The organism is Mesorhizobium sp. WSM4822 (assembly GCF_055811155.1).
In genome coordinates this window covers 576629-601679 of the sequence record NZ_JBVVQM010000001.1, presented here as the reverse complement: position 1 = coordinate 601679, position 25051 = coordinate 576629, and the positions used below count along the sequence as shown (strand labels likewise).

Genomic DNA, 25051 nt, shown 5'->3' with positions numbered 1-25051 from the left:
CTTCTCACTCCTTGATCGGGACCGTATAGTTCAGAACGCGGCGCCCCCCGTCGGGGTAGATCGTCTCGCCGGTGATGTAGGAAGCGTCGTCGCTGGCCAGGAATGCCACGACCGAGGCGATCTCGGCTGCCGTGCCGAGGCGCCCGAGAGGTGTCCGCGAAAGGACCGCCCGTCGCATTTCTTCCGAGTCGATGAATGTCCCGTCCATGACCATGTCCGTGGCGATGGTGCCCGGCCCGACACCGACCACGCGGATGCCGTGGGGGGCGAAGGCGACGGCCGCGGTGCTGGTGACCTGGTTCATGCCGCCCTTGGAGATCGCGTAGGTGGCGACACGTGGGTTGGCGAGGCCCGAATTGATCGACGACATGTTGATGATGACGCCGCCTCCACCTTGCGCGATCATCTGGCGGGCTGCGGCCTGGGTGCCCATGAACGCACCTTTGAGATTGACGGCGAGAACCCTGTCGTAGTCCGCCTCTGTGATGTCGAGAAAGTCCTGGACCGGAGCGATGCCGGCATTGTTGACCATGATGTCGACACGGCCGAACTTCGCCACCGCCGCTGCAATCAGCCCATCGACCTGGTCCTTCTTGCTGACATCCGTGACGACCGCCAGGACGCTGTCGGTGGTACCGATTTCAGCGGCACATTTTTTTAACTCCACGGCATCGATGTCGCCGAGCACGAGCTTCGCGCCTTCGGCCAAAAAGCGTTCCGCGCAAGCGCGTCCGATGCCGCGCGCCGCGCCTGTGACAACCGCCACCTTGCCTGCCTGTCTCATGTCCAATCCTTCGATCATTTGTAAGTCGGCCACCGTCTCAGGGAGCATGGGCCGAGCTTGGCTAGGAATGGGGTTTCTCCCACCGAAGCCTAGCCTAGCGGATAACGAAGGGATTGGCGGTCTTGCCGGCGGTGTCTATCCACACCGTCTTGGTCTGCAGATAGGAATTGATGGCATCCTGCCCGCTTTCGCGCCCGATACCGCTCCTCTTGTAGCCGCCGAAGGGCGCCATGTAGGAGACGGCACGGTATGAGTTGATCCAGACCATCCCCGCTTCCATCGCGGCCGCGCCGCGCAGCGCCCTGCCCATGTCGCTGGTCCATATTCCCGCCGCCAGCCCATAGGGGCTGTCATTGGCAATGGCGAAGGCCTCGTCCTCGTCGTCAAAGGGGATGACGGACAGGATCGGCCCGAACACCTCCTCACGCGCGATCCGCATGGTGTTGTTCACGCCGGTGAAGATGGTGGGCTCGACGAACCAGCCCTCGGCCAGTTCACCCGAGGCCGGCTTGCCGCCGCCCAGCACGCAAAGCGCACCCTCGCGGCGCGCGATGCCGAGATAGGACAGCACCTTCTCGCGCTGGGCTTGCGTGGTGATCGGCCCGACCTGCGTCTCTTGCAGCGCCGGATTGCCCAATCGAGCGCTGGCCGCCAGCGTTATGACGCCTTCCACGAACCGGTCGTGGATTTTGCGATGCACCAGCAGCCGCGAACCCGCGATGCAGGTCTGGCCGCTGGCCGCGAAGATGCCTGAGATCGCGCCGTTGACCGCGCTCTCGATATCGGCGTCGTCGAAGACGATGTTGGCCGATTTGCCGCCGAGCTCCAGCGTGACGGTCTTTAGCTGTTCGGCAGCCGCCCGATAGACCGCGATCCCGCCAGGCTCACCACCGGTGAAGGCGATCTTGGCGACGTCGGGATGAGAGACGAGTGGCGCGCCGACATCAAGCGGCATGCCGGTAACGGTGTTGACCACGCCGGGCGGGAAGCCTGCCCGCGCAAACAGTTTCACGAACTCCAGCGTCGAGGCCGAGGCGTGTTCCGACGGTTTGATGACGACAGTGTTGCCTGCCGCCAGCAGCGGCGCGAGCTTCCATGTCAGGAGTAAAAGCGGCGAATTCCAGGGCACGATCGCTGCAATGACACCCAGCGGCTCGTGGCGGGTGAAAGCGAACATGCCAGCCTTGTCGATCGGCAGCACCGACCCTTCGATCTTGTCGGCAAGACCGCCGAAATAGCGGAACCATTCCGGGATATAGCGCAGCTGTGCCGTCATTTCGGTGAGCAGCTTGCCATTGTCGCGCGTCTCGATGGCGGCAATACGATCTGCGTTCTCGGCGATCAGATCGGCCAGCCGCACGAGCAGCTTGCCCCGCGCGGTCGGCGTGATGCCGGCCCATTCCTTCGACCGGAATGCTGCCTTCGCGGACGCCACGGCGGCGTCCACCTGGCTCGCTCCTCCACGCGGGATCAGCGCCCAGGGCCTGCCGGTGAACGGATCATGGCTCTCGAATGTATCGGCTGTCGATTGCAACCGACCGCCGACCGTGTTCTGGAAACTGACCAGCGCCATATCGGTCCTCAACAGGTGGCAAAGCCCAGATGGGCGCGAAAGCGGTTCTTGACCTCGACCGCGTCGCGCGGCGGCAGAGAGCGCGGCAGGTTCTCGGCGGTGATTTTCAGCACGAAAAGGCGCGGACCGTCGGCCGGGCGCCGAAGTTCTCCACAGAGCATGTCGACCTCCTCCTGCGTACGCAGCTCGGCGGTCTTCGAAAAACCGCAAGCGGCCGCGACCTTGTCGAAACCAATGCCCTTGCCGGTATGGCTGGACTGCATGCCGGTCTCGCCGAAATGCTGGTTGTCGAGCACGATCAGGTCGAGATTTTTCGGCCGCGCCACCGAGATCGTCGCCAGCGAACCGAAGGCCATCAACTGTTCGCCATCCCCGGTGATCACCATGACCCGCTTGGCGGGCTGGGCCTGGGCAATCCCCAGGCCGATCAGCGCAGCGCCGCCCATGGCGCCCCACAGATAATAGTTGTCGTTGCGGTCGCCGGCGGCATGCACGTCGTAGCTCGGCGAGCCGAGACCCGTCACGACCAGGGCTCCGTCGCGGGCGTCGAGCAGCTTCTTCACCGCAACCCGGCGGTCCATGGTCGGTAAATTCATGTCGCTCACCACTTCTTCTTGCCGAGCAGCCGCTGCCCGATCAGCACGGCAATCTGCTGGTCGGCGTCGAAAGCCATCAAGGCTGCCTGCGCCACCGTCTCCACCAGGTCGGGACCGGTTTCGGCGCGCAGCACCCTGAGCCCGATCGCCTTCAGCGACGCCTCCGTCGCCTGCCCCATCGGCACTTGCCACGGGTTGAACTCGGCCCATTCGCCCCGCATCGTCACCAGGACGAGCAAGGGGAAGCGCGCCTGCACGGGAAGCGACAGCATGTTGATGCAATTGCCGACACCGGAGGATTGCATGAGCACGACGCTCCGCTTGCCACCGAGCCAGGAGCCTGCTGCGATGGCGATGCCCTCCTCCTCCGTCGTCAGCACATTGGTGACGACTTCGGGATCCTCACTGAAAAGGCGGATCAATGTGGTATGACCGGCATCCGGCACATAGGACATGTGGCTGATGCCGGCAGCCTTGAGCACCTCATAGACCTGATCCGGCCACTGCCTTTCAGACACGGTCGGAGCGGCGGCAAGCGCTGCTGCTTCCGGAGGTTTTGCTTGTATGCTCGCCGTCACCTTGCATCTCCGAGATATTGGACTGGCATTAGACTAGCGCGCTTGACCTATGCAATCTTCGTCTCTTTCTCGTGATCAGATATAATGGTATTCGATAGCTCATGGAGTTATCGCAGCTACGCACCCTCATCCACGTCGCCGAACTCGGCAGCCTCAGCAAGGCCGCCGACCGGCTGCACATTGCGCAGCCGGCGCTCAGCCGGCAGGTGCGCATGCTGGAGGAGGAATTGGGCTTTGCCCTTTTCCTGCGCCATGGACGCGGCATGGTGCTGTCCGAGCAGGGCAAGGAGGTGCTGGCGCACGCCATGCGCGTGATGGCCGAGATCGACGAGATCCGCGCCACGGCCACGCCCGCCGATGCGCCGCTGACCGGCGAAGTGGCCATCGGCCTGCCGCCCACCGTTGCCGACATTATTTCGCTGCCGTTGGCTGCCGCCTTCGGCAAAGCCCATCCCAAGGCGAAACTCAGACTTGTCAGCGCCTATACAGGCTATCTGCTGGACTGGATGCACCGCGGCGAGGTGGACGTCGCGGTACTCTACGACCCGCGCATGGCGCGTTCGCTGCGCTCGCGCCCGCTGCTCCTGGAAAACCTCTTCCTGATCGGACCGCCGGATGCGGGATTTTCAACCGTGCGCGCCGTGTCGTTCGCCTCGCTCGCGGGCAAGCGCCTGCTGCTGCCCAGCATCAAGCACGGGTTACGCATCATCGTCGAACGCTGCGCCACGGATGCCGGCATCACGCTCGATGTCGGCATCGAAGCGGACTCCTATTCGGCGCTGAAGGACCTGGTGCGCAACGGCCATGGCTGGACGATCCTGCCGCTCGCTCCCATCCATGCCGACGTGACTGCCGGGCTGCTCACCGCCGCGCCATTGATCGATCCGGTGCCCGTGCGCCGCCTGATCCTTGCCTACCCGGCGGACCGGCCTGCCTCGCGGCTGGCGCGGTTTGCCGGACAAGCGATAGAGGACATCGCCAAGGATCTTGTCGGGCGGGCCGTCTGGGTCGGCCAACTTCTCGGCCCTCCGCCATAAGCATTCGAATTCCGTTATATCTGCTCACGTCCGCTCTGCATTGCTGACAGGGCATGGAGGCGCGATAGTGAGGCCGCAGCAAGACGAAAACCCGGACAAACCTCATGGAAGCCTATCAGGACATTCGCGATGCCGTCGCCAGGCTGTGCACGCGCTTTCCCGGAGAATACTGGCGCGCACTCGACAGGGACATGACCTATCCCGGTGACTTCGTCGCAGCGCTGACGCAGGCCGGTTGGCTCTCGATCCTGATCCCGGAGGCATATGGTGGCTCGGGCCTGCCGCTTTCGGCCGCCGCTGCCGTGCTGGAGGAAATCCAGCGCGCCGGCTGCAATGGTGGCGCCTGCCATGCCCAGATGTACACGATGGGCACGCTTCTTCGCCACGGCTCGGAAGCCCAGAAGCAGCGATACCTGCCGAAGATCGCCGCGGGAGAATTGCGCCTGCAGGCATTCGGCGTCACCGAACCGAGCAGCGGCACCGACACCGGCGCGCTCAAGACTACTGCTCGCCTCGACGGCGATCATTTCGTGGTCAAGGGCCAGAAGATCTGGACCAGCCGCGCCGAGCATTCGGATCTGATGCTGCTGCTGGCGCGGACCACGCCGCTCACGAACGGCATGAAAAAGACCGACGGCCTCTCCGTCCTCATCGTCGACATGCGCGAAGCCGTCGGCAACGGCCTCACAATCCGGCCGATCCGCACCATGATGAACCATGCCACCACCGAGGTCTTCTTCGACGATCTGCGCGTACCCGCCGAAAACCTGATCGGCGAAGAGGGGAAGGGATTCCGCTACATCCTCTCGGGCATGAACGCCGAGCGCATCCTGATATCAGCCGAATGCGTCGGCGACGCGAAATGGTTCATCGAAAAGGCAAGCACCTACGCAAAGGAGCGGCATGTGTTTGGCCGGGCGATCGGCCAGAACCAGGGCATCCAGTTTCCGATCGCAAGGGCCTACGCCAACATGCGCGCGGCCGAACTGATGGTGCGCGAGGCGCTGAACCTCTACGAGGCCGGCAAGAACCCCGGATCCGAAGCGAACATGGCCAAGATGCTGGCGGCCGACGCTTCGAACGAAGCCGCCAATGTCTGCATCCAGACTTATGGCGGGTTCGGTTTCGCGGAAGAGTACGATGTCGAGCGCAAGTTCCGCGAGACGCGTCTCTATCAGGTCGCGCCGATCTCGACCAACCTCATCCTGTCATACCTTTCCGAGCACGTGCTTGGACTGCCGCGTTCCTACTAGGAGTCGTCCGTGAACGTCCTCATCGTCTATGCACACCCGGAAGCAAAATCCTTCAACGGCGCCATGAAGGATCTGGCCGTGGAAACCTTGACCCGCGCAGGCCACGATGTAGTCGTCAGCGACCTCTATGCGATGGGCTTCAATCCTGTCGCAGGGCCGGGCGACGTATCGGGCGAGCGTAACGATCCGGACTTCTTCAGCCTGCCGCGCGAACAGACCGCCGCCTACGAGGCCGGCGCACTGTCGGCCGATATCAGTGCAGAGATCGAAAAGGTGAAGCGGGCGGACTTCGTGCTGTTCCAGTTCCCGGTCTGGTGGTTCGGAATGCCAGCAATGCTCAAGGGCTGGGCCGATCGCGTCTTCGCGCGCGGTTTCGCCTATCTGCCGGGCCGCAAATACGACACCGGCATGTTCAGGGGAAAGCTCGCCATGGTGGCCGCCACCACGGGCACGTCGGCCGACACCTACGCGCCCGACGGCATCGATGGCGACATCCTCACGGTGCTGTGGCCGATCCACAATGGTCTGCTGCGCTATTCCGGCTTCGACGTGCTGCCGCCCTTCGTCGCCTACATGCCGGGCCGCGTCGGCGACGATGGCCGCAAGGCCTATCTGGACGCCTACCGCAAGAGGCTCGAGGACATTGATGGCACGCCGCATCTGTTCTTCCACGCCGCCGAGGACTACGGCAAGAACGAGCGGCTGAAGCCTGGTGTGCTGGCGCGCTCGGGAGTGCAGCGCAATGTCTGACGGCGCCCGCCCACTGGAGGGCCTGTTTGTCGTTTCGATCGAGCAGGCCGTCGCCGCTCCGCTCTGCACGGTCCGCCTTGCCGATGCCGGCGCACGCGTCGTGAAGATCGAGCGTCCGGAAGGCGAAACCGCGCGTCATTACGATTCCGCAGTGGAAGGCATGTCGGCTTACTTCGTCTGGCTCAACCGCGGCAAGGAGAGCGCGGTGCTCGACCTGAAGAGTGAGCACGACCTGGCTCTCCTGCACCGGATGGTCGCGCGCGCCGACGTCCTCGTGCAGAATCTCGCGCCAGGCGCCATCGACAGGCTCGGCCTCTCGGCCGATACAATTGCGAAAGAGTTTCCTCGGCTGATAGCCATCAACATCGTCGGCTACGGGCAGGACACGCCCTACGCGGCCATGCGCGCCTACGACATGCTGGTGCAGGCCGAAAGCGGCATCTGCGCCGTTACCGGCACGCCGGACACGCCAAGCAAGATCGGGGTTTCCGCCGCCGACATCGCCACCGGCATGAATGCCCATGCAGCGATCCTCGAAGCCTTGCTGGCGCGCCAGAAGACCGGGCGCGGCCGCATTGTCGAGATTGCCATGTTCGACGCCATGGCCGACTGGATGACCGTGCCGCTGCTGCACTACGAATATGCGGGCCGCGAGACGCAGAGATATGGCCTGGCGCATGCTTCGATCTACCCCTATCGACCTTATGCCTGTCGGGATGGCAGCGTGGTCGTGTCCATCCAGCAGAACAATGAATGGAAGCGCTTCTGCACGCTCGTGCTGCAAAGGCAGGATCTGTTCGCCGACGAACGCTTCGCCACCAATACCTGGCGGGTTGCCAACCGCACGGCGCTCGACGCCGAGATCGAACCGATCTTCGGGGCAATCGACTGCGACGAGGCCATAAGCCGTCTCGACGAGGCGCAGATCGCCTGGGGCCGGGTGAGTGCAATGCGCGACCTGCCGCACCACAAGGCGCTCCGCCGGACGGAGGTGGCACTGCCGGACGGCAAGCGCATCGCAGTACCAATGCCTGCAGGGCGGCCGGAGGGATTTGCAACGGTTCCCAGCGTCCCCGCGCTTGGCGCCGATACGGACCGGATCCGGTCCGAATTCGCCGCCTGACGAGGCCCTCATGAGCCTGGACACAAGCACACTGCAGGAATGGGTTGGACGCACGCACGAGGTCGAGGATGTTGTGACCCCGCGCCTGCTGGCCAGCTTTGGCGCCACGCTTGGGGACCACGCGGCGCAGACTGCCGAGGGCGCGGCCGCGCCCGGACTGCATTGGTGCCTGGCGCCCGACATTGCCGCCATGCGAGAACTCGGACCTGACGGGCACCCGGCCAAAGGCGGCTTCCTGCCGCCGGTGCCGCTTCCGCGTCGCATGTGGGCTGCCAGCGACGTGCGTTTCATGGCGCCGATCCGCTCTGGCGACCGCATCCGCCGCAGCTCGACATTGACCGCCATAGAGGAGAAACAGGGCCGCACCGGGCCGCTCGCCTTCGTCACGGTCCGGCACGACATCGCCAACGATTCCGGTCCGGTCATCGAGGAGGACCAGATCATCGTCTATCGCGGCGCCGAAGCCGCTGCTGCGTCCCCTGCCCCGCCGGCCAATTCGCCCCTGGCCGCATCGCACGAGCGCACGATCGACATCGATCCCGTGCTGCTCTTTCGATATTCCGCGCTGACGTTCAACGGGCATCGCATCCACTACGACACGCCCTATGCCACGGGGGTCGAGCACTATCCCGGGCTCGTCATCCATGGCCCGCTGCAGGCGACGCTGCTGATGAACTTCGCCACCGCCATTGTCGGTCAGTCGCCGCGCCGTTTCTCATTCCGCGGCGTCCATCCGGCGAGCGGCCCACAGCGCCTGCTTCTTAGCGCAACATCCCCAGGCCAGGACGGCATGGCTCTCGAGCTGCGGTCGGCCGACGGCCATGTGACCGTGAAGGCCACGGCGCAATGGTGAGCTTCGTCACGCCTGTCGTACCGCTCTTCGTGCCGGGCTCGCGGCCGGAACGGTTTGACAAGGCCGACAGCAGCGGCGCGGACGCGGTCATTCTCGACCTCGAGGATGCCGTCGCCCCTGGCGACAAGGACCGCGCCCGGGACGCAGTTGTCGCTCGTGCGGCCACGCTGAAATCCGCAGTCGTGGTCCGCATCAACGCCGCGGGAACACCCTGGCACGAAGCGGACATCGACGCCGTGCGGCGCCTCGACGGCGTCTCCGTCATGCTGCCCAAGGCCGAACATCCGGAAGACATTGCCGATATGGCCAGGCACATGGCACGCAGCGTTTCCGTCATCGCGCTGGTCGAGAGCGCCGTCGGTCTCGCCAACTTGCCGGACATATTGGCCACCTCTGGCGTCGTTGCCGTCGCCTTCGGCTCGGTCGACTTCTCGCTCGATCTCGGTTGCGCGCATGATCGGCTGATCCTGCTTGCGGCTCGTAACGAAATCGTCTGGCGTTCGCGCGCCGCTGGCCGGGCCGCGCCGATTGACGGCGTAACGACCGACCTGAACAGTCCCGAAATCACCGAGGATGACGCCCGCCACGCCATTAAGATGGGTTTTGGCGGCAAGATGGCCATCCACCCGAGGCAGATCGAGCCGATTCGCAGTGGCTTTCGCCCGAGCGATAATGACATCACGTGGGCACGAGACATCGTCGGCGCAGCCTCGTCCGGCGAAGCTAGCCAGGTGAACGGCGAAATGGTGGATCGACCGGTCGTCGAACGTGCAAGGCAAGTCCTGCGCCGGGCCGCTTTGGTCTGAAGGGCATGCAGAGGAGAAGCAACCGATGAGCACGGACACCGCCGATTGGCCGACCGCCAGGCTTTGCGCCTTCATCGCCGAATTCGACTTCGAACAGATCCCGCCGCGCGTCGTTCATTTCGCGCAAGGACTGATGATCGACTGGCTCGGCTCGGCGCTGGCCGGCAAGGGCGCGCACCAGGTCGAGATGATCGACCGCTTTGCGCGTGCCATGGGGCCGGCGGACGGCCCAAGCACCATCATCCCGACGCGGCGGCGCACAAGCCCCTACTTCGCAGCGATGGTCAATGCGGCGGCCTCCCATGTCGTGGAACAGGACGACGTTCACAACGGCTCGGTCTTTCACCCGGCGGCGGTGATCTTTCCGGCCGTTTTGGCGGTTGCGGAGGCTGAGGGGAAGACCGGCCGCGAAGTCCTGACTGCCTGCATCGCCGGCTATGAAGTGGGCATCCGCGTGGGAGAATTCCTCGGACGCTCGCACTACGAGATATTCCACACCACCGGCACGGCTGGCGCAGTGGCAGCAGCCGCGGCGGTCGGCAGGTTGATCGGGCTGGACGCAGCCGGGCTCAACCATGCTGTCGGCTCGGCCGGTACGCAGGCGGCAGGTCTCTGGGAATTTCTGCGTGACGCTGCCGATTCCAAGCAACTCCATACCGCGCGAGCGGCCGCCAACGGTCTGTTCGCTGCCTATCTGGCGCGCGATGGCTTCAAGGGCGCCGCGCGGATCCTCGAAGGCCAGCAAGGAATGGCTGCCGGCATGTCCAGCGACGCCGATCCGGCCCGCCTGACGGACCGGCTCGGCAGCCGTTGGGCAACTGAGGAGACGTCGTTCAAATGGCATGCCGCCTGCCGGCACACCCATCCGGCCGCCGACGCGCTGCAGTCTCTCATGCGCCGCGAAGGGCTCGGTCCGGACGACATCACCGGCGTGGTGACCCATGTCCATCAGGGAGCCATCGATGTCCTGGGCGCAGTGGTCACTCCGCAAACCGTCCACCAGGCAAAGTTCTCCATGGGCACGGTTTTGGGGCTGATCGCCGTTCACGGCGTCGCCGACCTCGACGCGTTCGAACACCATGCACTTGCCGACACCCGCGTCGCCCGTTTCCGCGCGAAGGTGCGGATGGAACTCGACGCCGAGGTCGACACCCTCTATCCCAAGCAGTGGGTCGGCAAGGTGAGCGTCACGACCGTTGACGGCCGCAAATTCAATGCCCGCGTCGACGAGCCCAAGGGAGATCCCGGCAACACCCTTTCGAAACAGGAACTGGAAGCCAAGGCTGTACGCCTCGCCGAATTCCGAGGCGGGGCCACCGCTGACGAGATGCGTCGCTGCATAGCCCGCATCTGGAGGCTCGGTCAGCCCGGGAGCACGGCGCACATATTTGCTGAGAGTTAGCCCGCTATCGCGCCGAAGGACTGCACCCGCCCGAAACGGATGGAACGAGCGCATTGCAGGCAGTTCGATTCCTTTCGCGCCGCCCCGTGTTGTAAACCAGTTTGATCGGCAGTCCTCGGGAGCCCACCATAAATCAATGAATTCAATGAGATCGGCGGATTCGTCAACCTGATTTGGCTAGCCGAGGCAAATAAAACACGATACCTTATTGATAAATAAGATAATGGTGGTGCTGGCAGTCACTAGCGAACCAGTCTCTGTCTGATTTTCCCTGTTAGGCGCCGAACACAGCGAATTCTCGGCGATTCTTGACGCCCGAGCCAAATTCGACCTTAAATCCCGGAGCGGTTTCAATCTCTTGGGAGGAAATTCCCTATTCGGCCTAACAGGGAAACGAAAGCGCCCTAACAGGGAAGCGACTCGGATCTCGAGGGTTGTAAATGCGCCCTTGCTTGACTTTGAGCTGCGTTGCGACTGGGTTGCGTCATACCCGCCAAATCGCACAAAACCCAGATGCAGCACACTTTCACCCGCCAAGGATTGTATGACCTCGTTTGGTCGACGCCCATTGTCACGCTCTCTGAGCGGTTTTACGCCTTGGGAATGGCCCACGTAGACATCCTGGCGTCAGATGAGATCAGGACCAAAGGCTGACGTGGCTGGGTACGGGAGACTTTGGACTTCCGTTGGCATGTGGTCTGTCGGCTAAAGATTTTGGCAAGTCATCACGAAAAAGCAGATAAGAGCCAATTCCGAATTTCAAGCGGCCCAACCAGGCGATGATATCCAGCGGCTGAGGCGTCGATTGCATTCGGCCGCTCGACCGATGGTGACCGGCTCCCCGTCGGCTCATATGATCGATATGGAACACCATCATGCGAGGCGGCAAGCATTTTTTCCGGCGGCAGCTAGGGCCGTGCGGCAAGAATGCCCCGCGTTACTCCGCCGCGATCCGTTGAACAAAATCCAGAAAAGCGCGCACTTTTGCAGGCGGCATGTGGCGTGACGGATGATAGGCGTAAAGCGGAAACTGCTCGTCTGACCATTCCGCCAGGATCGTCGCGAGCGCCCCGCTCTCAAGCCACTCGTCGAGGCCGATGGCAAGGCTCTGGAATATGCCTTGCCCCGCGAGACCGGCCGCGACGGCGGCGGAGGGATCGTCCAAGACCAACCGCCCCGACGCCTTGATCTCGATGGCCCCGTTATCCCCTCGGAATTCCCAGGTGAACGGCCGCCCGGTCTGCGGGTCGCGGAATAGGATGCAATCGTGGTGCATCAGGTCGTGGGGCGTGGCTGGAATGCCGTGACGGTCGAGATAGCTTGGGGCGGCACAGGTCAGCACCGGGACGTCCAGCAGTTTGCGCGCGATCAGCGAGGATTCGTCCGGCGGACCGAAGCGCACGGCGACATCCGCGCCGCTCATCAACTCTTCGCGATAGTTGCTGGTGGTCAGATCGAGCGACAGTGCGGGGTAGCGTGCCAGGAATTCACCGATCCTCGGCGCCAGCACCATTCGCGCGAACCAGGGATCGATCGATACCCTGAGCCGCCCGCCCACGAATGCCGCCGAACCGGCGGCTTCGGAGGCCGCCTCCTCCAGTCCGGCCAGCAGCGGCATTATCCGGGCATGGAAGCGCGCGCCCTCCTCCGTCAGCGTGACCTCGCGCGGATTGCGGTCGAACAACCTGACACCGACACGTTGTTCGAGCCTCGCCACCGCACGGCTGACCCCCGATGGCGTGAGACCGAGAACATCCGCGGCCCGCACGAAATTGCCCGCTTCCATCACCGCCCCGAAAACGCCGACCCCGGTCAGCAGCCGCGTGTCGAAACTCATGCCCTAACTCCGTTGCAAGGTCGATGATCGTTAATAGCCCATCATGATGATTTTGAGTCATCTTATCTTTGATTTTATTGCGCGTGAATCATCGCGTCGCTTCCCATAGATGATTTTTGAGCGCCCGGACGGCGCCGGCGGCACACCGGACCGCGGAAGTCTCCGACCTTGCGAGAAGGAATTCATCCATGAATGCGATCTCACGCAGAAGCCTGTTGGCGCGTGGCGGCCTTTTGCTGGCGGCGGGCGCCGCCGCGGTGAACACGCCGGTTCACGCACTGGCGGCCAACCGGCAAGCGCGGTCCGGCAACTTCAAGTCCATCAACATGGCCATGGAACAGGCGGTGCGCGACGGGATCGTCGCCGGCGTCGTTGCCACCGCGGCAGGACCAGACAGCATGATCTACGAAGGAACCTTCGGAAAGGCCAGTACGGCCACCGGAGCAACGATGCGCGCCGATACGGTATTTTGGCTGTTGTCCATGACGAAGGCCTTCACCGCCACGGCCTGCATGCAGCTAATCGAGCAGGGCAGGATCAATCCCGAGGACGATGCGGCGAAATATCTGCCGGAACTCGCCAATCCGATGGTGCTGGAGGGCTTCGACGGCCACGGCCAGCCGCGCCTGCGTCCGGCCAAGCGGGCCATCAAGGTGCGTCACCTGCTCACACACACCTCCGGCTATACCTATTCGATCTGGAGCGATGCACTAACCCGCTACGAGAACGTCACCGGCATGCCGGACATCGCCACGTGCAAGAACGGCGCCTTCCTGGCACCGCTCGAATTCGACCCCGGCGAACGCTGGCAATACGGCATCAGCATGGACTGGGTCGGAAAGCTGGTTGAGGCGGTCAGCGACCAGTCACTGGAAGTCTTTTTCCGCGAGAACATCTTCGCCCCGCTCGGCATGACCGATTCAGGCTTCCTGATCGGAAGCAAGCAGAAGGCCAGGGTCGCCACCTTCCATAACCGTCGCGAAGACGGCGGCCTGACGCCCGCGCCCTTCGAAATGCCGCAGCGGCCGGAATTCTTCATGGGCGGCGGCGGCGGCTTCAGTACACCGCGCGACTACATGGCCTTCCTGCGGATGCTGCTGAACGGAGGCACTCATAAAGGCGTACGGGTGCTGAAGCCGGAAACGGTCGCGTCGATGATGCGCAACCAGATCGGCAACCTCGACGTCCATGCCATGAGGACTGCCCAGCCTGCCTATTCGCAGAGCTTCGACCAGTTTCCCGACGAGCCCCACAAGTGGGGATATTCGTTCGACATCAACACGCTGCCCGGTCCGAACGGTCGGTCGGCAGGCAGCATTTCCTGGGCCGGCCTGCTCAACTGCTATTTCTGGCTCGACCCGGTCAGGAAGGTGACCGGCGCCATCTTCACCCAGCTCCTGCCCTTCTACGACCAAAAGGTCGTGAAGCTCTACGGCACATTCGAGCGCGGCCTCTACGACGGCCTCGCCTGATCCATCCCGATTTCAACACAAGGAGACATATCATGTATGCGATTACAGGAATAACTGGCAAGGTCGGCGGCGCGCTGGCGAAAGCCCTGATCGAAGCCGGAGAACCGGTCCGTGCGGTGCTGCGCGATCCCGCCAAGGCGGAAATCTGGCGCAAGCGCGGGTGTGAAATCGCCTTCGCCGAGATGGGCGCCGCCGCCCAGCTTGCTGCCGCCTTCAATGGCGCCACTGGCGTTTTCATTCTGCCGCCGTCGGAATTCGACCCTGCGCCCGGCTATCCGGAAGCGGCCAAGCAGAATGAGGTGCTGACGACCGCTCTCCTTGCTGCGCGCCCGGAAAGGGTCGTCTGCCTCTCCACCATCGGCGCCGACGGGGAAGTGGACAATCTGTTGAGCCAACGGGCGATGCTGGAAGAAGCCCTCGGCGAGCTCGATTTTCCCGTCACCTTCCTGCGGCCCGGCTGGTTCATGGAAAATGCGGCCTGGGACGTCGCGCCGGCCCGCGACGAAGGCGTGCTGCACAGCTTCCTCCAGCCGGCTGACAAGACCTTCGCCATGGTGGCGACGCAGGATATCGGCCGGCTTGCCGCCGATCTGATCCGCGAGGGGTGGACCGGCAAGCGGGTTGTGGAACTTGAAGGCCCGTCGCGGGTCTCGCCCAACGATCTCGCCAATGCCTTCGCGTCGGCACTCGGGCATCCGGTGCGGGTGGAGATCGTCCCGCGGGAAAGCTGGGAGGGCCTGTTCCGTGCCCAGGGTACGCGTAACCCACAGCCGCGCATGCGCATGCTCGACGGCTTCAACGAAGGCTGGATCGACTTCAAAGATAACGGACAGAACAGCGTCAAAGGCAAGACACCTCTTGTGGAGGTGATCGCGGCGCTTGTCCGGCAAGCCGCCGCGACCGAGGCCGTTTGATTCCACCCTGAAAACACAGCAGACGGCACGGACATCCGCCGCCGCCCCCCTCGCAACCTGAAGGGAACTATGATGGAACGGCTGTGTAACGAGAATGCGGACACACGACCAACTGGTGCCCCCGAAATTGGCCGAAGCGACCCTTATCGGGGCTATGCTGGAAACAAAGGCTGCCGGCCTAGCTCCTGCGGCTCGGATCGCTATCGGCGCCGTAACCGGCCGGCCCGCTATGTAGCCTTCGGGCAGAGCGAGTTCGCCGCATCGCCCGACATGCCGATTTGGCCTCTCGGATTGAGAGCTAGGACCATCCTCCCTTTCCACCCTCTGCAATCTATGATCCGCTCCCGCCCACAGGAGGATCGCATGGCATTACCTGTTATCGGGGCTGGGTTCGGCCGCACCGGCACGCACACTCTGAACTTGGCGCTTGAAATGCTCGGTTCACATGGAGGACGTCAACTCTAACCCCGAGCACCGCGACCTGATCCGCGCCGCCGGGCGCCGCGAGCCGGTGGATTGGGACGTCGTCTATGTCGGCTACAAGTCGGCAGTCGACTGGCCGACGGCCTATTTCTGGCGCGAACTCGCCGAGTATTTCCCCGACGCCAAGCTCATCCTCACCGTTCGCAACTCCGAGGACTGGTATAGGAGCGCACGCGCCACGATCTTCAACGCCATGGGCGAGACCGACCCGCAAAGTTTTGGCCGGGCCGTCATAGAGACGAAAATTTTCGGCGGTCGCGCCTGCTGCTCTATCCAATGGCCGAAGGCTGGCCGAACCTGCGCGCCTTTCTCAGCGTGCCGATCCGGACCGAACCCTTCCCCCACAGCAGCACCACGACCGAATTCCGAAGCCGCTTCGCCAAATAAGCCCCGCACCGAGTTCGAAGCCGCAGCCCGGGTAACGCGCGTAGCAGCCTGTCCACGCCCGCTCCGATGCTTGTAACCAGTAGAAGGGGGTGTACCAGCAAGGGGAGGGTGGCCGCTGTTGGGCGCGAAGGTGCCATTGCGGCTAGCCGCTTGGATGTCCGCTTCTGGACGGCGGCCATTATAAGTTCGATGGCCGACTTCAGGCGCGTTGCGGACGACAGTTCTGGGGCCGGTTTACGGACAGCCAGCCTTTGGACGATCAGCGCGCGAAAGCTGCCTTCATCGGCTGGTTCCCAGCTTTGGACATCGGGTAGTACGTGGCCTAGTCAGTCAGAGAGCGACCGTCCTGCACCGACGCTGGGGCGGCCGTCTTCCGTAACGGACGTTCAGCCCGCAGGCCGCGAGTGGGCCGGTCACGGCGCTGTCCAGACGGGGCGCGCCTATCGACGCAGGCGCTTCCTTGCACGTTCAAGGATTTCCTCCGATAGTGGCGTCCCCGACGCGATTCGGGCCAAGGTCATTGCGCCGATCATGGTGGCGTAGTCCACCATGGCTTCGCCGCGGGCCTCCCCAGAAAATCGATCTTCGGCCAGCGCGTCGATCATCTCTTCGACGACAGCCACCGCCGCCGCCCGCGTCTTACCTGAGGACCGGGCAGCTTCGCTCCCCAACGCCGCCATTGGACAGGTAGGCGTACCCGCATCGCGATGCTCAGGGGACAGGTAGCGGTCCAACGCAGCGTTCCGCCCCTTTTCTGCCCGGACCTTGCCGAGCATGTCCGCAGATGCGTTGCCCGCAGCGACGAGCGCCTCGGCTATTAGCTGCTCCCTGTTGCGAAAATGCTTGTAGAAGCCGCCGTGGGTGAGGCCGGCAGCAGCCATAACGTCCGAAAGACTAGCCTCGGCGATGCCCGTGCGCCGGATGTAGTCAGCGGCCGCCGCAACGATGGCGCGCCGGGTTTCAGCGGCTTCCTTGTTTGACTTCCTCAACGACGCTTCCTCGCTACCACTCACGAACGAGCCTTGACAGGTTAGATGTTATATGACATCCAAATAGATGTCATGCAACATCTAACTGATTACTAATGAGAGGAGAGGCCTCATGCTGAACCAGCAGACCAGAGCCATCGATGCCAATGTGCCAGAAGCGGTAGAACTCACACGGCTGGGCGTGTCGGGCGCGGCGGAAGCCATTCGCCGGGGCGAGATCAGCGCCGAAAACTATGTTTCTGCCCTTCTCGCCAAGGCGCGGCGGAAAGAGGGCCTGAGAGCTTTCATCACCCTGGACGAGCCTGGCGCCCTCTCCGCAGCCCGCGAAGCCGACAAGGCCCGCGCCAAGGGCGTGAACGCGCCGCTGCTCGGTGTTCCCCTCGGCATCAAGGACAGCTATCTCACGGCCGGCTTGCGCACGACGCTGGGAGTCGGTTCGCTCAGAGACTTCCAGCCAACTGAGGACGCGGACGCCATTGCGACGCTCAAGGCGGCGGGCGCGATCGTGCTTGGGAAGACCAACCTGGTCGAACTTTCCTATGGTTTGACAGGCGACAACGGCCCTTATGGCCAGGTCGGAAACCCGCATGCGCCCGACCATGTAACCGGCGGTTCGTCGAGCGGTTCGGCGGCGGCGGTCGCCGCCGGCCTCGCTCCGGCGACGCTGGGCGGGGACACGATCGGGTCAATCCGCGTCCCCGCCTCCCTATGCGGCGTCGTGGGGTTCAAGCCGACAACCCGCCGCTGGCCGCGCGCAGGGGTCGCGCCGATCTCTCACACACTCGATACGACGGGGGTCTTCGCCCGAAGCGTCGAGGATTGCGTCCTGATCGATCAGGTCGTCACCGGTGCGCCGGCGGCGGAGCTGGACTCTCGCGCCGATCTCAAGGGGACCCGTTTCGCCTTTGCGCCGCGCCAGTACCTGAACCCAGTGGACCCCGAGGTCGAGGCGCGGTTCCGCAACACGCTCCTGCGCCTCGCCGAGGCGGGGGTTGAAATCGTCGAGATCGATCTCGGTGGGGACTTCCAGGCGCTGGCCCTTCGGACCACGTGGAGCCTCTTCTTCCGCGAGACCAAGGCCTCGCTGAGCGATTTCCTGGAGCGACACGCGATCCCCGTCGCCTTCAAGGATCTGCACGTGGGTCTGCGCGCAGGCGTCAAGGACGCCTGGGACCACTTCGTCATACCCGGCGCGCCGGGCTACCTGAGTGAGCAGGCTTATCACGCCCTGACTGCCGACCGCCTGGCGGTGAAGGAACGCATGAGCGAGATTTTCACGCGGCATGGTGCCCACGCGCTGATCTTCCCGACGACGCCCTGCACGGCACCGAGGGTTGAGCGCCAGATGCAATTCACCGTGGGCGGCCAGGCGGTTGATTTCCGGGCATTGGCCAACAACACCATTCCCGCCAGCGCTGCTGGACTACCCGGGGTCAGCCTGCCGATCGGCCTTGACAGCCATGGCCTCCCGATCGGCCTCGAGCTCGACGGGCCAGAAAGCGAGGATCGCGCGCTCCTTGGTCTCGCGGCGCGGGTGGAGAAGGTCCTCAGGGCTAGTCAATAACCTTCTAATCGCTCTCGAAATCCCGCCCCTCATCATTTGGAGACAGCCAATGGCCACCCCCACGGTCGAGACACGCCCGTTCACAAACGAGCACATCACCATCCGATCCGCCAATCCCTTCACCGAGACGAAGGCCAGGCTTGAGAGCCTCGTCCCGCGGATCGACGATGGGATATTCACACTACTGCGATACGGCGAGGCCGAGCGCGCTTTGCGCGAGCTCGAAGCTTCGGCGAACCTGTCGATTTTCGGCTTCCGGGACCATGGCGCGCTGTTGGCGATCGCAGGCCAGAAGCGGCGCTCCATCCAGTATGACATTGGCAACCCGCTTACGGCCTCGAAGATGACCCGCCACCAGCTTTCCGCCGGGATTTACGCACCCATCCGCGTCCTGTTGCGAGAGGACGGAGAAGGCTCGGCGTTCGAGTACGACCGGCCCGCCGCCGTTTTCCGCCAGTTCGGCGACCCGCTGGTTGACGTCGTCGCGCAGCGTCTCGACCAGGAACTGCAAGCCGTGCTGCAAGCTGCGGCGGCCTCAGGTTCTGAAGACGCACAGCCGCAAGTGGAAGGAAGGGCTTCGTGATGCCGAAACAACAGCGCCGCGTGATTCTGATCAACACCTTCCGGTTGAAGGCAGAAGATCCGGCGGAATTGATAGCTCTGCTAACCAAAGTCACAGAAGAGTCGGTCGCGACGGCCCTTGGCTTCGAAGGCGCGACACTGCATCTGAGCCTGGATGGCGAGCGGGTTGTGATGTATGCGCGCTGGCGAAGCCTCGCGGAATATCAGGCGATGCGCGCAGGCAGCAGCTCGATGAGCGCGCTTCGAGAGATCATGGTAACTGTGATTTTCGAGCCCGGCGTGTTCGAGGTCGTACGTGAGTTTCGGCCGCCGGACGTCTGACTTCACGGCCGGGCTTGTTCGTTTAATCTCAATTGAAAACTCCTCCGGAGGCGTCGGAACGCTACGTTCTCGCCCTACAACGACTGTCTCCGACCGAGTTCATAGGTGACGCGTCATTGCGGGGGCGAACGTCGGTGTAGCCGACATCTGGCGGAAAGCCGTCGCCGGTAATGGAACGCGTTCCCATGCTCATCCGCCAACGGCGTTCTCAGCCAATCTATGCGGCTGCTTATGACCCACCGTTCCCACAAAGCGGACTGACTGGATTATCCGAAGCCAGGCATTCCTAAGCGACCGCTTGCCCGGAGGAACGAACGGCCGCTTTTGGGGGGATCGATGCCGGTGAGGCCGAACGGCCGATATTGGGCGCAAAGCTGCCATTCGGTATGAGTTAAATTCGGGCAGCAAAATAGCTGGATCAGCTTCCTGAATCAAAATGGACGAACCGCTTCGTAAACCACTGACGAATAACGACTGTTTTAGCCTCTGCGGGTCAACTTTGCATACACAATCAATACGTAGAGGATGGTTAGCCAACCGGTTTCCTTCATATTCTCTCGTATGGTCCGGCGAACCTAAGACCAAGAAGACAACTAGTTTTTTGGGAGGGGTGCCTCAGTGCAATCCACAGAGAAGATCAATCACTGCATTTTGACCATAACGCTAAATTGGCTTGGCCCTCGCGCGTAACTCGGCTGTGTCGTTGCGATCGAGATGTCCTGGGACAGCGCAGGCCAGGATCGGCGACAGCGCGCATGAGCGTGCCCGGCGTTTTCGCGGTCGGGCAGCGAAGCTCGAGGATGGGCGTTGTCATAAGGTTTGATTCGCCATTGCCATCCGGAGCTCGACAACATCCTGGTCGTGCCTCACACTCCGAGGTGATCGAGAAGACTTTGTTGATCTTCGGCCATCTGATGGTTCGTCATTTCTCTGACGATTTTTCCATTTTCGATTACGTAGTACCGGTCGGCGACCTCGGCGGCGAATTGAAGATTCTGCTCGACTAAGAGAATGGTCAGTCCCGTGGACTTGATATCTTTGATCAGTGCACCGATCGCATCGACCACGACAGGTGCCAGCCCCTCTGTCGGCTCGTCGAGCATCAGAAACGAAGCGCCCATGTAAAGGGGCCGCGCTATCGCTAGCATCTGCTTTTCCCCACCCGACAACGACGCGGCCTTTTGCGAGCGCCGGGTTTTGAGGATCGGGAAATACTCATAGATCCGGTCGAGCGGCCAGGCGGTGTCTCCGTTCGCACGGCCGATCGTCAGATTCTCGTATACGTTCAGCGTCGAGAAAATTCCGCGGTCTTCCGGCACAAAACCGACCCGCATCTTGCAAATCCGCTCAGGCGAGAGATCGATGATTTCGGTTCCGATGAAGCGGATGCTCCCGGTTCGTCGGGGAATATCGCCGATGATCGACTTCAGCAGCGTGGTCTTGCCGGCACCGTTTCGCCCCACCAACGTTACCACTTCGCCAGTCTGGACAGACAAGTTGACGCCCTGCAAAATATGGCTTTCGCCATAATAGGCGTCGAGATCCGTTATCTCCAGCATGCTCAATGGCGCTTTCCCAAATAGGCTTCTATCACCCGGGGATCCTGTCGGACGTCGGCGTAGCGACCGCGCGTTAGAAGCGCCCCCTGCTGCAATACAATGATCTCATCGGCGACATTTGCGATGACACCGAGGTTGTGCTCCACGACGATGATCATGCGGTCGACGGACAGTTGCGCAATAAGGTCCGTCGTACGCGATACATCTGCCGTCGTCATCCCAGCGGTTGGTTCGTCGAGAAGGAGAATCGTTGGGTGTGCTCCCAGGGAAATCGCGAGCTCCAAGGCGCGTTTGCGGCCATATGGCAGGTCCCCTGCGGGTCGACCGCGCAAAGAGGACGGAATTCCGACCTGATCCAGCAGTGCCGACGCTTCCGGCCGGTGATCCTCATGCCAGTCGATCTTTGCGAAGGCCTTCGTACCCCCGTCTGCTCGGCGCTGCACCGACAGCACGACATTGTCCATGACCGAGAGATTGGGGAAGATGCTCGTGATCTGAAAGCTGCGCACGATACCTTGGCGAGCAAACTGCTCGGCTCGTAAACGAGTCATGTCCTGGCCGTTGAACAGCAGCCGACCACGCTTCGGCCGATAAAACCCGCTCAAGACGTTGAACAAAGTCGTCTTGCCGGCCCCATTAGGGCCGATGATGCCGTAAACCGGCTTTCTCTCGAATTTCAGGCTTAAGTCATTGATCGCCTTGAAGCCGCCGAAACTCATCGTGACGGACTGCAGTTCCAGTAGCGGCATCACGGTTCCGCCAGCGCTCTCGCCAATGTTCTGGCCACAATCAGGCATCGGCTGCATCTCCCGTAGCGACAACCCGATCGGGCTTCGATGCATATCGCCTGTCCGAGCCAGACATTTCGGCGGGTGGAACGCGGTCAACGGAATAATGCACGATTTCGCCGAGTATGCCGCGGCGGAACAGAAGCACAATGGTGACGAACAAAATGCCAAGGAACAGGCTGCCGCTGTCCGTTATCGACGAAAGCGTGCTGCGCATCATCAGGACGACGCCGCTGCCAACGAATGGCCCGAAAATGGTGCCTGCTCCGCCCAGAAGCGTCATCATGACCGGCTCTCCGGACGCCCGCCAGCTGACCATCTCGAGCGTAACGAACTGATGGTTCAGCGCATAAAAAGCGCCTCCGATCGAACATACCAAAGCCGAAAACACGTAAGCCTTCACTCGCAGGCTGTATACATTGTACCCAATGCTCATTAAGCGCTGCTCGTTCTCGCGAGCGCCGAGAAGCGCGAGCCCATAAGGCGATTTGAGAAGCCGTAGGATGGCGTAGACCACCAGTGCCACAGCGCCCAGAGATACATAGTAGAAGACCCTATCATCGCCCAGATCCAGCCCCAGGAGTGTCGGCCGAACCAGCCCATGCAGGCCATCCTCGCCCCCCGTAAAGTCGGGAAACTGGTTGATGATGAAATATACGATCGATGCGAACGCGAAAGTGATCATCGAGAAATAGATCCCCTTCTTTCGCGCGACGACCAAGCCGAAGAGGAGGCTGACAGCCGTACTGGCGGCGACACCCGTGAGCACGGAAAGTAGCATCGGGACCCCGAGCTTAACCATCAGAATGCCGGTGACATAAGCGGAAGTGCCCCAATAGGCCGCCTGTCCGAAAGATAGCAGGCCACCGAATGCGAACAGAAGATCGAAACCGAGGGCGAACAATCCCCATAGGATGATATCGGTCGCCAGGACCGGATAGATCACCCAAGGAAGCAGAAGGGCGGCAGCAAGCGCGACCAAGGCGGCAGGCCTGCTCAGGAATACCTGTCGCGCGCGCTCCGTCATCGGTGTGTAGTGAAGCGCGAAATGAGAGATGTCGATGCCCTGGAAGATACCGCCGGGCCGCACCAGCAGCACAACAAGCATAAGGATGTAAATGACTGCGGTGGACGCCGGGGCATAGAAGATCGCTGCGATGGCCGAGACGAGACCGGATGCAAAGCCCATGACCACCGAGCCGGCAATCGACCCCATCCCGCCGGCAACGACCACAGCAAAGACGAAATTGATCATCTCTTCGCCCATGAAGGGTGACACGTTGCGCAACGGCGCGGAGAGCGCCCCAGCCAGCCCGGCCAGAGCCGAGGCAAAGAAGAATGTCCCGGAAATGAGGAGGGGTACGTTCCCACCGAAGCATTTGAGGAGATCGGGCCGCTCCGAGGCCGCCCGAATAAGGGCGCCCAAACGGGTACGCTCCAGCGCGAACCATGTACCGAAACACAAGCCGATCGATACTATGACGACAAAGAGACGATATTTCGGATAGGAGACGAACCCAAGGTTGACGGCACCTTTGAGAAGGTCGGGCACAAGATAGGGCGCGGACGTCACACCGTAGAATATCCGGACGACGTCTTGCATGATCAGCGAGAGGCCGAACGTTAGGATCAGAACATACGCAAGGTCGAGGCCGTAGAGGCGCCGTATAAGCAGCCGTTCCAGCACGATGCCAGTCGTGCCAACAAAGACGGCTGAAACGAGGAAGCCGACCCACAACGAGAGGCCGAATTGAGACCCCAGAACCAACGCGGTGACGGCGCCAAGCATGAACATGGAGCCATGCATAAAATTGACCACGCGCATCATGCCGAAAATGATGCTCATTCCGAGGCTCATCAGCGCCAGGACCCCGCCGGTCACCAGCCCATTGAAGAGCAATATCGCATAATATGACATTAGGTAGAACTCCGGATCCCTGCAGGCCAGATGCGTCCCGGCGACGTCGATAAACCGATGCCGGGAACTATGTCGTCCTACTCCCAGTCGTGCTTGCAGGTGCTGTCCGTCTCCGGATAATACGCCTCGTCACCTGGAACCGAGCCGGTGATATCAAAAAAGTCACTATCGTTCTTCACGCCCGACGCGGGCTTGACCTGACCGACGAAGGTGCGCTTGACCACAAGATGGTCGCTCTTGCGCATGAGCGCGTCCTTCGCGAACATGTCGCTGAAACGTCGGCCTTCAAGGACTTTCGTCACCTTGTCGGGATCGTCGGTGCCGAGTTCCTGGACCGCTTTCAGCACCTGATAGACGGCGGAATAGTTCCCGGCGTGTATGTCGCCGGGATAGAAATTCAGTTTCTCATGGAAGCGTTTGGCGAATTTCCGGGTCTCGTCGTCCAGATCCCAATACCAGATCAGCGCGGCGTTAACGCCAGCCCAAGTGTCTGGGCCAAGAGCTTTGACGTCCGACAGATTCAACTGGCCGGGAACAATCTTTATACCGGCGTCCATCAATCCGAACTCTCGTGCCTGCTTGACCGCGTTGCGCAGGTCCTGACCTGATTCAAGAATGCCGATGGCCTGCGCGCCCGCCGCCTGCGCTTTCAGGAGATAGTTTGAGAAATCATCATTGGGGAACGGCACCATGTCCACCCCGACGATTTCGCCGCCATTCTGCTTGACAGCCTTTGAGAAAGAATCGAGCAGAGATTTACCGAAGGCAAAGTCAGCCGCGATAAAGTACCACTTCTTAGTGCCCTCCTTGGTCATTTGTTTGACTGGGACCGACATGGCTGAAGTATCGTAACCGTAGTGCCAAGTGTATTTACCGCAGGCCTCGTTGGAAAGTGCCATGGTTCCTGGGCTGACGAAAGTCGTCAGAATGTGTCGTTCGTTGGCAAGCTTGGCAACAGCGATCGCGGCCGCCGAGCTCGACACGTCCGTTATCAGATTCACGCCCTGGGAATCGATGATCTCGCGTGCCTTGTTGACGGACAGCGCCGGATCAAGCTTGTTGTCGACGACGATGACTTTTATCGGAACCCCGTTGACCTTGCCACCGAAATCTTCGACCGCCATCTTTGCGAATTCCACATCACCTGGACCTGAGGTTTCTGAATAGACCGAGGAAAGATCAGTCAGCATCAGAATGTTGAACGTGCTGCTCTTCATCTGGGCTGATGTCGGGACAGTACCGGTCAGAGCGATAGCTATTGTCAGGCCGACAGCAGCAAGTGTCTTCATTGGCATTTATTAATTCCTCCTCATTAATATTTGTCGTTTAAGGCGGTTTGGATTGTCGTGAACCAAGGGTTCGGGCGCATAATCGCCGCCAACCAGACTGTCTGGCGATGGCGCAAATGGTAGGGTTGCGGCAACGCTCCTCCCCCACGACAAATATCCGCCTACACCGTGGGCTCAGCCCAATTCTGTGGCT

The 25051-nt window shown here is 62.0% G+C and carries 23 protein-coding genes; 13 read left to right on the top strand and 10 right to left on the bottom strand.

Annotation, left to right across the window (positions count from 1 at the left end):
• Positions 1–4: 4 nt before the first annotated feature.
• The 4 genes from AC0L3E_RS02975 to AC0L3E_RS02960 form a co-directional block, all read right to left on the bottom strand.
• Positions 5–784 carry an SDR family NAD(P)-dependent oxidoreductase gene (locus AC0L3E_RS02975; protein ID WP_024503240.1) on the bottom strand — a complete coding sequence of 260 codons (780 nt, stop codon included), beginning with the start codon at positions 782–784 and terminating at the stop codon, positions 5–7.
• Positions 785–878: 94 nt separating this feature from the next.
• Entirely contained in the window at positions 879–2357 is a 1479-nt protein-coding gene (locus tag AC0L3E_RS02970; protein WP_127395449.1) for an aldehyde dehydrogenase, read from the bottom strand.
• A gap of 8 nt (positions 2358–2365) precedes the next feature.
• On the bottom strand, positions 2366–2953 hold the full coding sequence (locus AC0L3E_RS02965) for a thiamine pyrophosphate-dependent enzyme (RefSeq protein WP_473604178.1): 588 nt from the start codon (positions 2951–2953) through the stop codon (positions 2366–2368).
• Positions 2954–2958: 5 nt separating this feature from the next.
• Positions 2959–3471: a thiamine pyrophosphate-binding protein gene (locus AC0L3E_RS02960; RefSeq protein ID WP_164748823.1), complete on the bottom strand. Its 513-nt coding sequence runs from the start codon at positions 3469–3471 to the stop codon at positions 2959–2961.
• Between the two features lie 161 nt (positions 3472–3632).
• On the opposite strand from AC0L3E_RS02960, the gene AC0L3E_RS02955 reads away from it, so the two are divergent.
• The 7 genes from AC0L3E_RS02955 to AC0L3E_RS02925 all read left to right on the top strand — a co-directional run bounded on the left by AC0L3E_RS02955 (position 3633) and on the right by AC0L3E_RS02925 (position 10755).
• Positions 3633–4568, top strand: a complete 936-nt coding sequence (locus AC0L3E_RS02955) for a LysR family transcriptional regulator (RefSeq protein WP_127267891.1) — start codon at positions 3633–3635, stop codon at positions 4566–4568.
• A 104-nt stretch (positions 4569–4672) separates the two neighbouring features.
• Positions 4673–5821: an acyl-CoA dehydrogenase family protein gene (locus tag AC0L3E_RS02950; protein ID WP_128306998.1), complete on the top strand. Its 1149-nt coding sequence runs from the start codon at positions 4673–4675 to the stop codon at positions 5819–5821.
• Between the two features lie 9 nt (positions 5822–5830).
• Positions 5831–6571, top strand: coding sequence for an NAD(P)H-dependent oxidoreductase (locus tag AC0L3E_RS02945; RefSeq protein ID WP_127318279.1), 741 nt, complete (start codon positions 5831–5833; stop codon positions 6569–6571).
• Positions 6564–7694, top strand: a complete 1131-nt coding sequence (locus AC0L3E_RS02940; protein ID WP_473604177.1) for a CaiB/BaiF CoA transferase family protein — start codon at positions 6564–6566, stop codon at positions 7692–7694. The genes AC0L3E_RS02945 and AC0L3E_RS02940 overlap by 8 nt, the downstream gene beginning before the upstream one ends.
• A 10-nt stretch (positions 7695–7704) precedes the next feature.
• On the top strand, positions 7705–8547 hold the full coding sequence (locus AC0L3E_RS02935; protein ID WP_128306999.1) for an HTD2 family dehydratase: 843 nt from the start codon (positions 7705–7707) through the stop codon (positions 8545–8547).
• Positions 8541–9353, top strand: a complete 813-nt coding sequence (locus AC0L3E_RS02930; RefSeq protein ID WP_128307000.1) for an HpcH/HpaI aldolase/citrate lyase family protein — start codon at positions 8541–8543, stop codon at positions 9351–9353. The genes AC0L3E_RS02935 and AC0L3E_RS02930 overlap by 7 nt, the downstream gene beginning before the upstream one ends.
• Positions 9354–9378: 25 nt before the next feature.
• Positions 9379–10755: an MmgE/PrpD family protein gene (locus AC0L3E_RS02925; RefSeq protein ID WP_473604176.1), complete on the top strand. Its 1377-nt coding sequence runs from the start codon at positions 9379–9381 to the stop codon at positions 10753–10755.
• A gap of 937 nt (positions 10756–11692) precedes the next feature.
• Here the strand turns inward: AC0L3E_RS02925 and AC0L3E_RS02920 are convergent.
• Positions 11693–12592, bottom strand: coding sequence for a LysR family transcriptional regulator (locus tag AC0L3E_RS02920; protein WP_024504011.1), 900 nt, complete (start codon positions 12590–12592; stop codon positions 11693–11695).
• Between the two features lie 188 nt (positions 12593–12780).
• On the opposite strand from AC0L3E_RS02920, the gene AC0L3E_RS02915 reads away from it, so the two are divergent.
• The 3 genes from AC0L3E_RS02915 (at position 12781) to AC0L3E_RS02905 (ending at position 15924) form a co-directional block, all read left to right on the top strand.
• Entirely contained in the window at positions 12781–14064 is a 1284-nt protein-coding gene (locus AC0L3E_RS02915; RefSeq protein WP_128309407.1) for a serine hydrolase domain-containing protein, read from the top strand.
• 32 nt (positions 14065–14096) lie between these two features.
• Positions 14097–14978, top strand: coding sequence for an NmrA family NAD(P)-binding protein (locus AC0L3E_RS02910; RefSeq protein WP_128309406.1), 882 nt, complete (start codon positions 14097–14099; stop codon positions 14976–14978).
• Between the two features lie 445 nt (positions 14979–15423).
• The gene (locus AC0L3E_RS02905; protein ID WP_164898793.1) at positions 15424–15924 is read left to right on the top strand and encodes a sulfotransferase; all 501 of its coding nucleotides are present in this window, start codon (positions 15424–15426) and stop codon (positions 15922–15924) included.
• A 364-nt stretch (positions 15925–16288) separates the two neighbouring features.
• Here the strand turns inward: AC0L3E_RS02905 and AC0L3E_RS02900 are convergent, their stop codons facing one another.
• Positions 16289–16837 carry a TetR/AcrR family transcriptional regulator gene (locus AC0L3E_RS02900; protein ID WP_024504926.1) on the bottom strand — a complete coding sequence of 183 codons (549 nt, stop codon included), beginning with the start codon at positions 16835–16837 and terminating at the stop codon, positions 16289–16291.
• A 112-nt stretch (positions 16838–16949) separates the two neighbouring features.
• Here AC0L3E_RS02900 and AC0L3E_RS02895 point away from each other — a divergent pair, with 112 nt between their 5' ends.
• From AC0L3E_RS02895 to AC0L3E_RS02885, 3 genes are read left to right on the top strand one after another with little or no spacing between them, the layout of a single operon-like run.
• A complete protein-coding gene (locus tag AC0L3E_RS02895; RefSeq protein ID WP_473604175.1) occupies positions 16950–18401 on the top strand; it encodes an amidase family protein in 1452 nt (483 codons plus the stop codon).
• Positions 18402–18450: 49 nt separating this feature from the next.
• On the top strand, positions 18451–18984 hold the full coding sequence (locus tag AC0L3E_RS02890; protein WP_024504925.1) for a DUF302 domain-containing protein: 534 nt from the start codon (positions 18451–18453) through the stop codon (positions 18982–18984).
• Complete coding sequence (locus tag AC0L3E_RS02885) at positions 18984–19304, top strand: antibiotic biosynthesis monooxygenase (protein WP_032899530.1); 321 nt, start codon at positions 18984–18986, stop codon at positions 19302–19304. Before AC0L3E_RS02890 ends, AC0L3E_RS02885 begins: the two co-directional genes overlap by 1 nt.
• An 866-nt stretch (positions 19305–20170) precedes the next feature.
• Here AC0L3E_RS02885 and AC0L3E_RS02880 read toward each other — a convergent pair.
• From AC0L3E_RS02880 to AC0L3E_RS02865, 4 genes are all read right to left on the bottom strand, one after another.
• Positions 20171–20863: an ABC transporter ATP-binding protein gene (locus tag AC0L3E_RS02880; protein WP_128307782.1), complete on the bottom strand. Its 693-nt coding sequence runs from the start codon at positions 20861–20863 to the stop codon at positions 20171–20173.
• A 2-nt stretch (positions 20864–20865) separates the two neighbouring features.
• Positions 20866–21660, bottom strand: a complete 795-nt coding sequence (locus AC0L3E_RS02875; protein ID WP_050580513.1) for an ABC transporter ATP-binding protein — start codon at positions 21658–21660, stop codon at positions 20866–20868.
• Positions 21653–23569 (bottom strand): ABC transporter permease, encoded by a 1917-nt coding sequence (locus AC0L3E_RS02870; protein ID WP_024504921.1) that lies wholly within the window; start codon positions 23567–23569, stop codon positions 21653–21655. Before AC0L3E_RS02870 ends, AC0L3E_RS02875 begins: the two co-directional genes overlap by 8 nt.
• A 77-nt stretch (positions 23570–23646) precedes the next feature.
• The gene (locus AC0L3E_RS02865; RefSeq protein ID WP_081714392.1) at positions 23647–24864 is read right to left on the bottom strand and encodes an ABC transporter substrate-binding protein; all 1218 of its coding nucleotides are present in this window, start codon (positions 24862–24864) and stop codon (positions 23647–23649) included.
• Positions 24865–25051 lie beyond the last annotated feature (187 nt).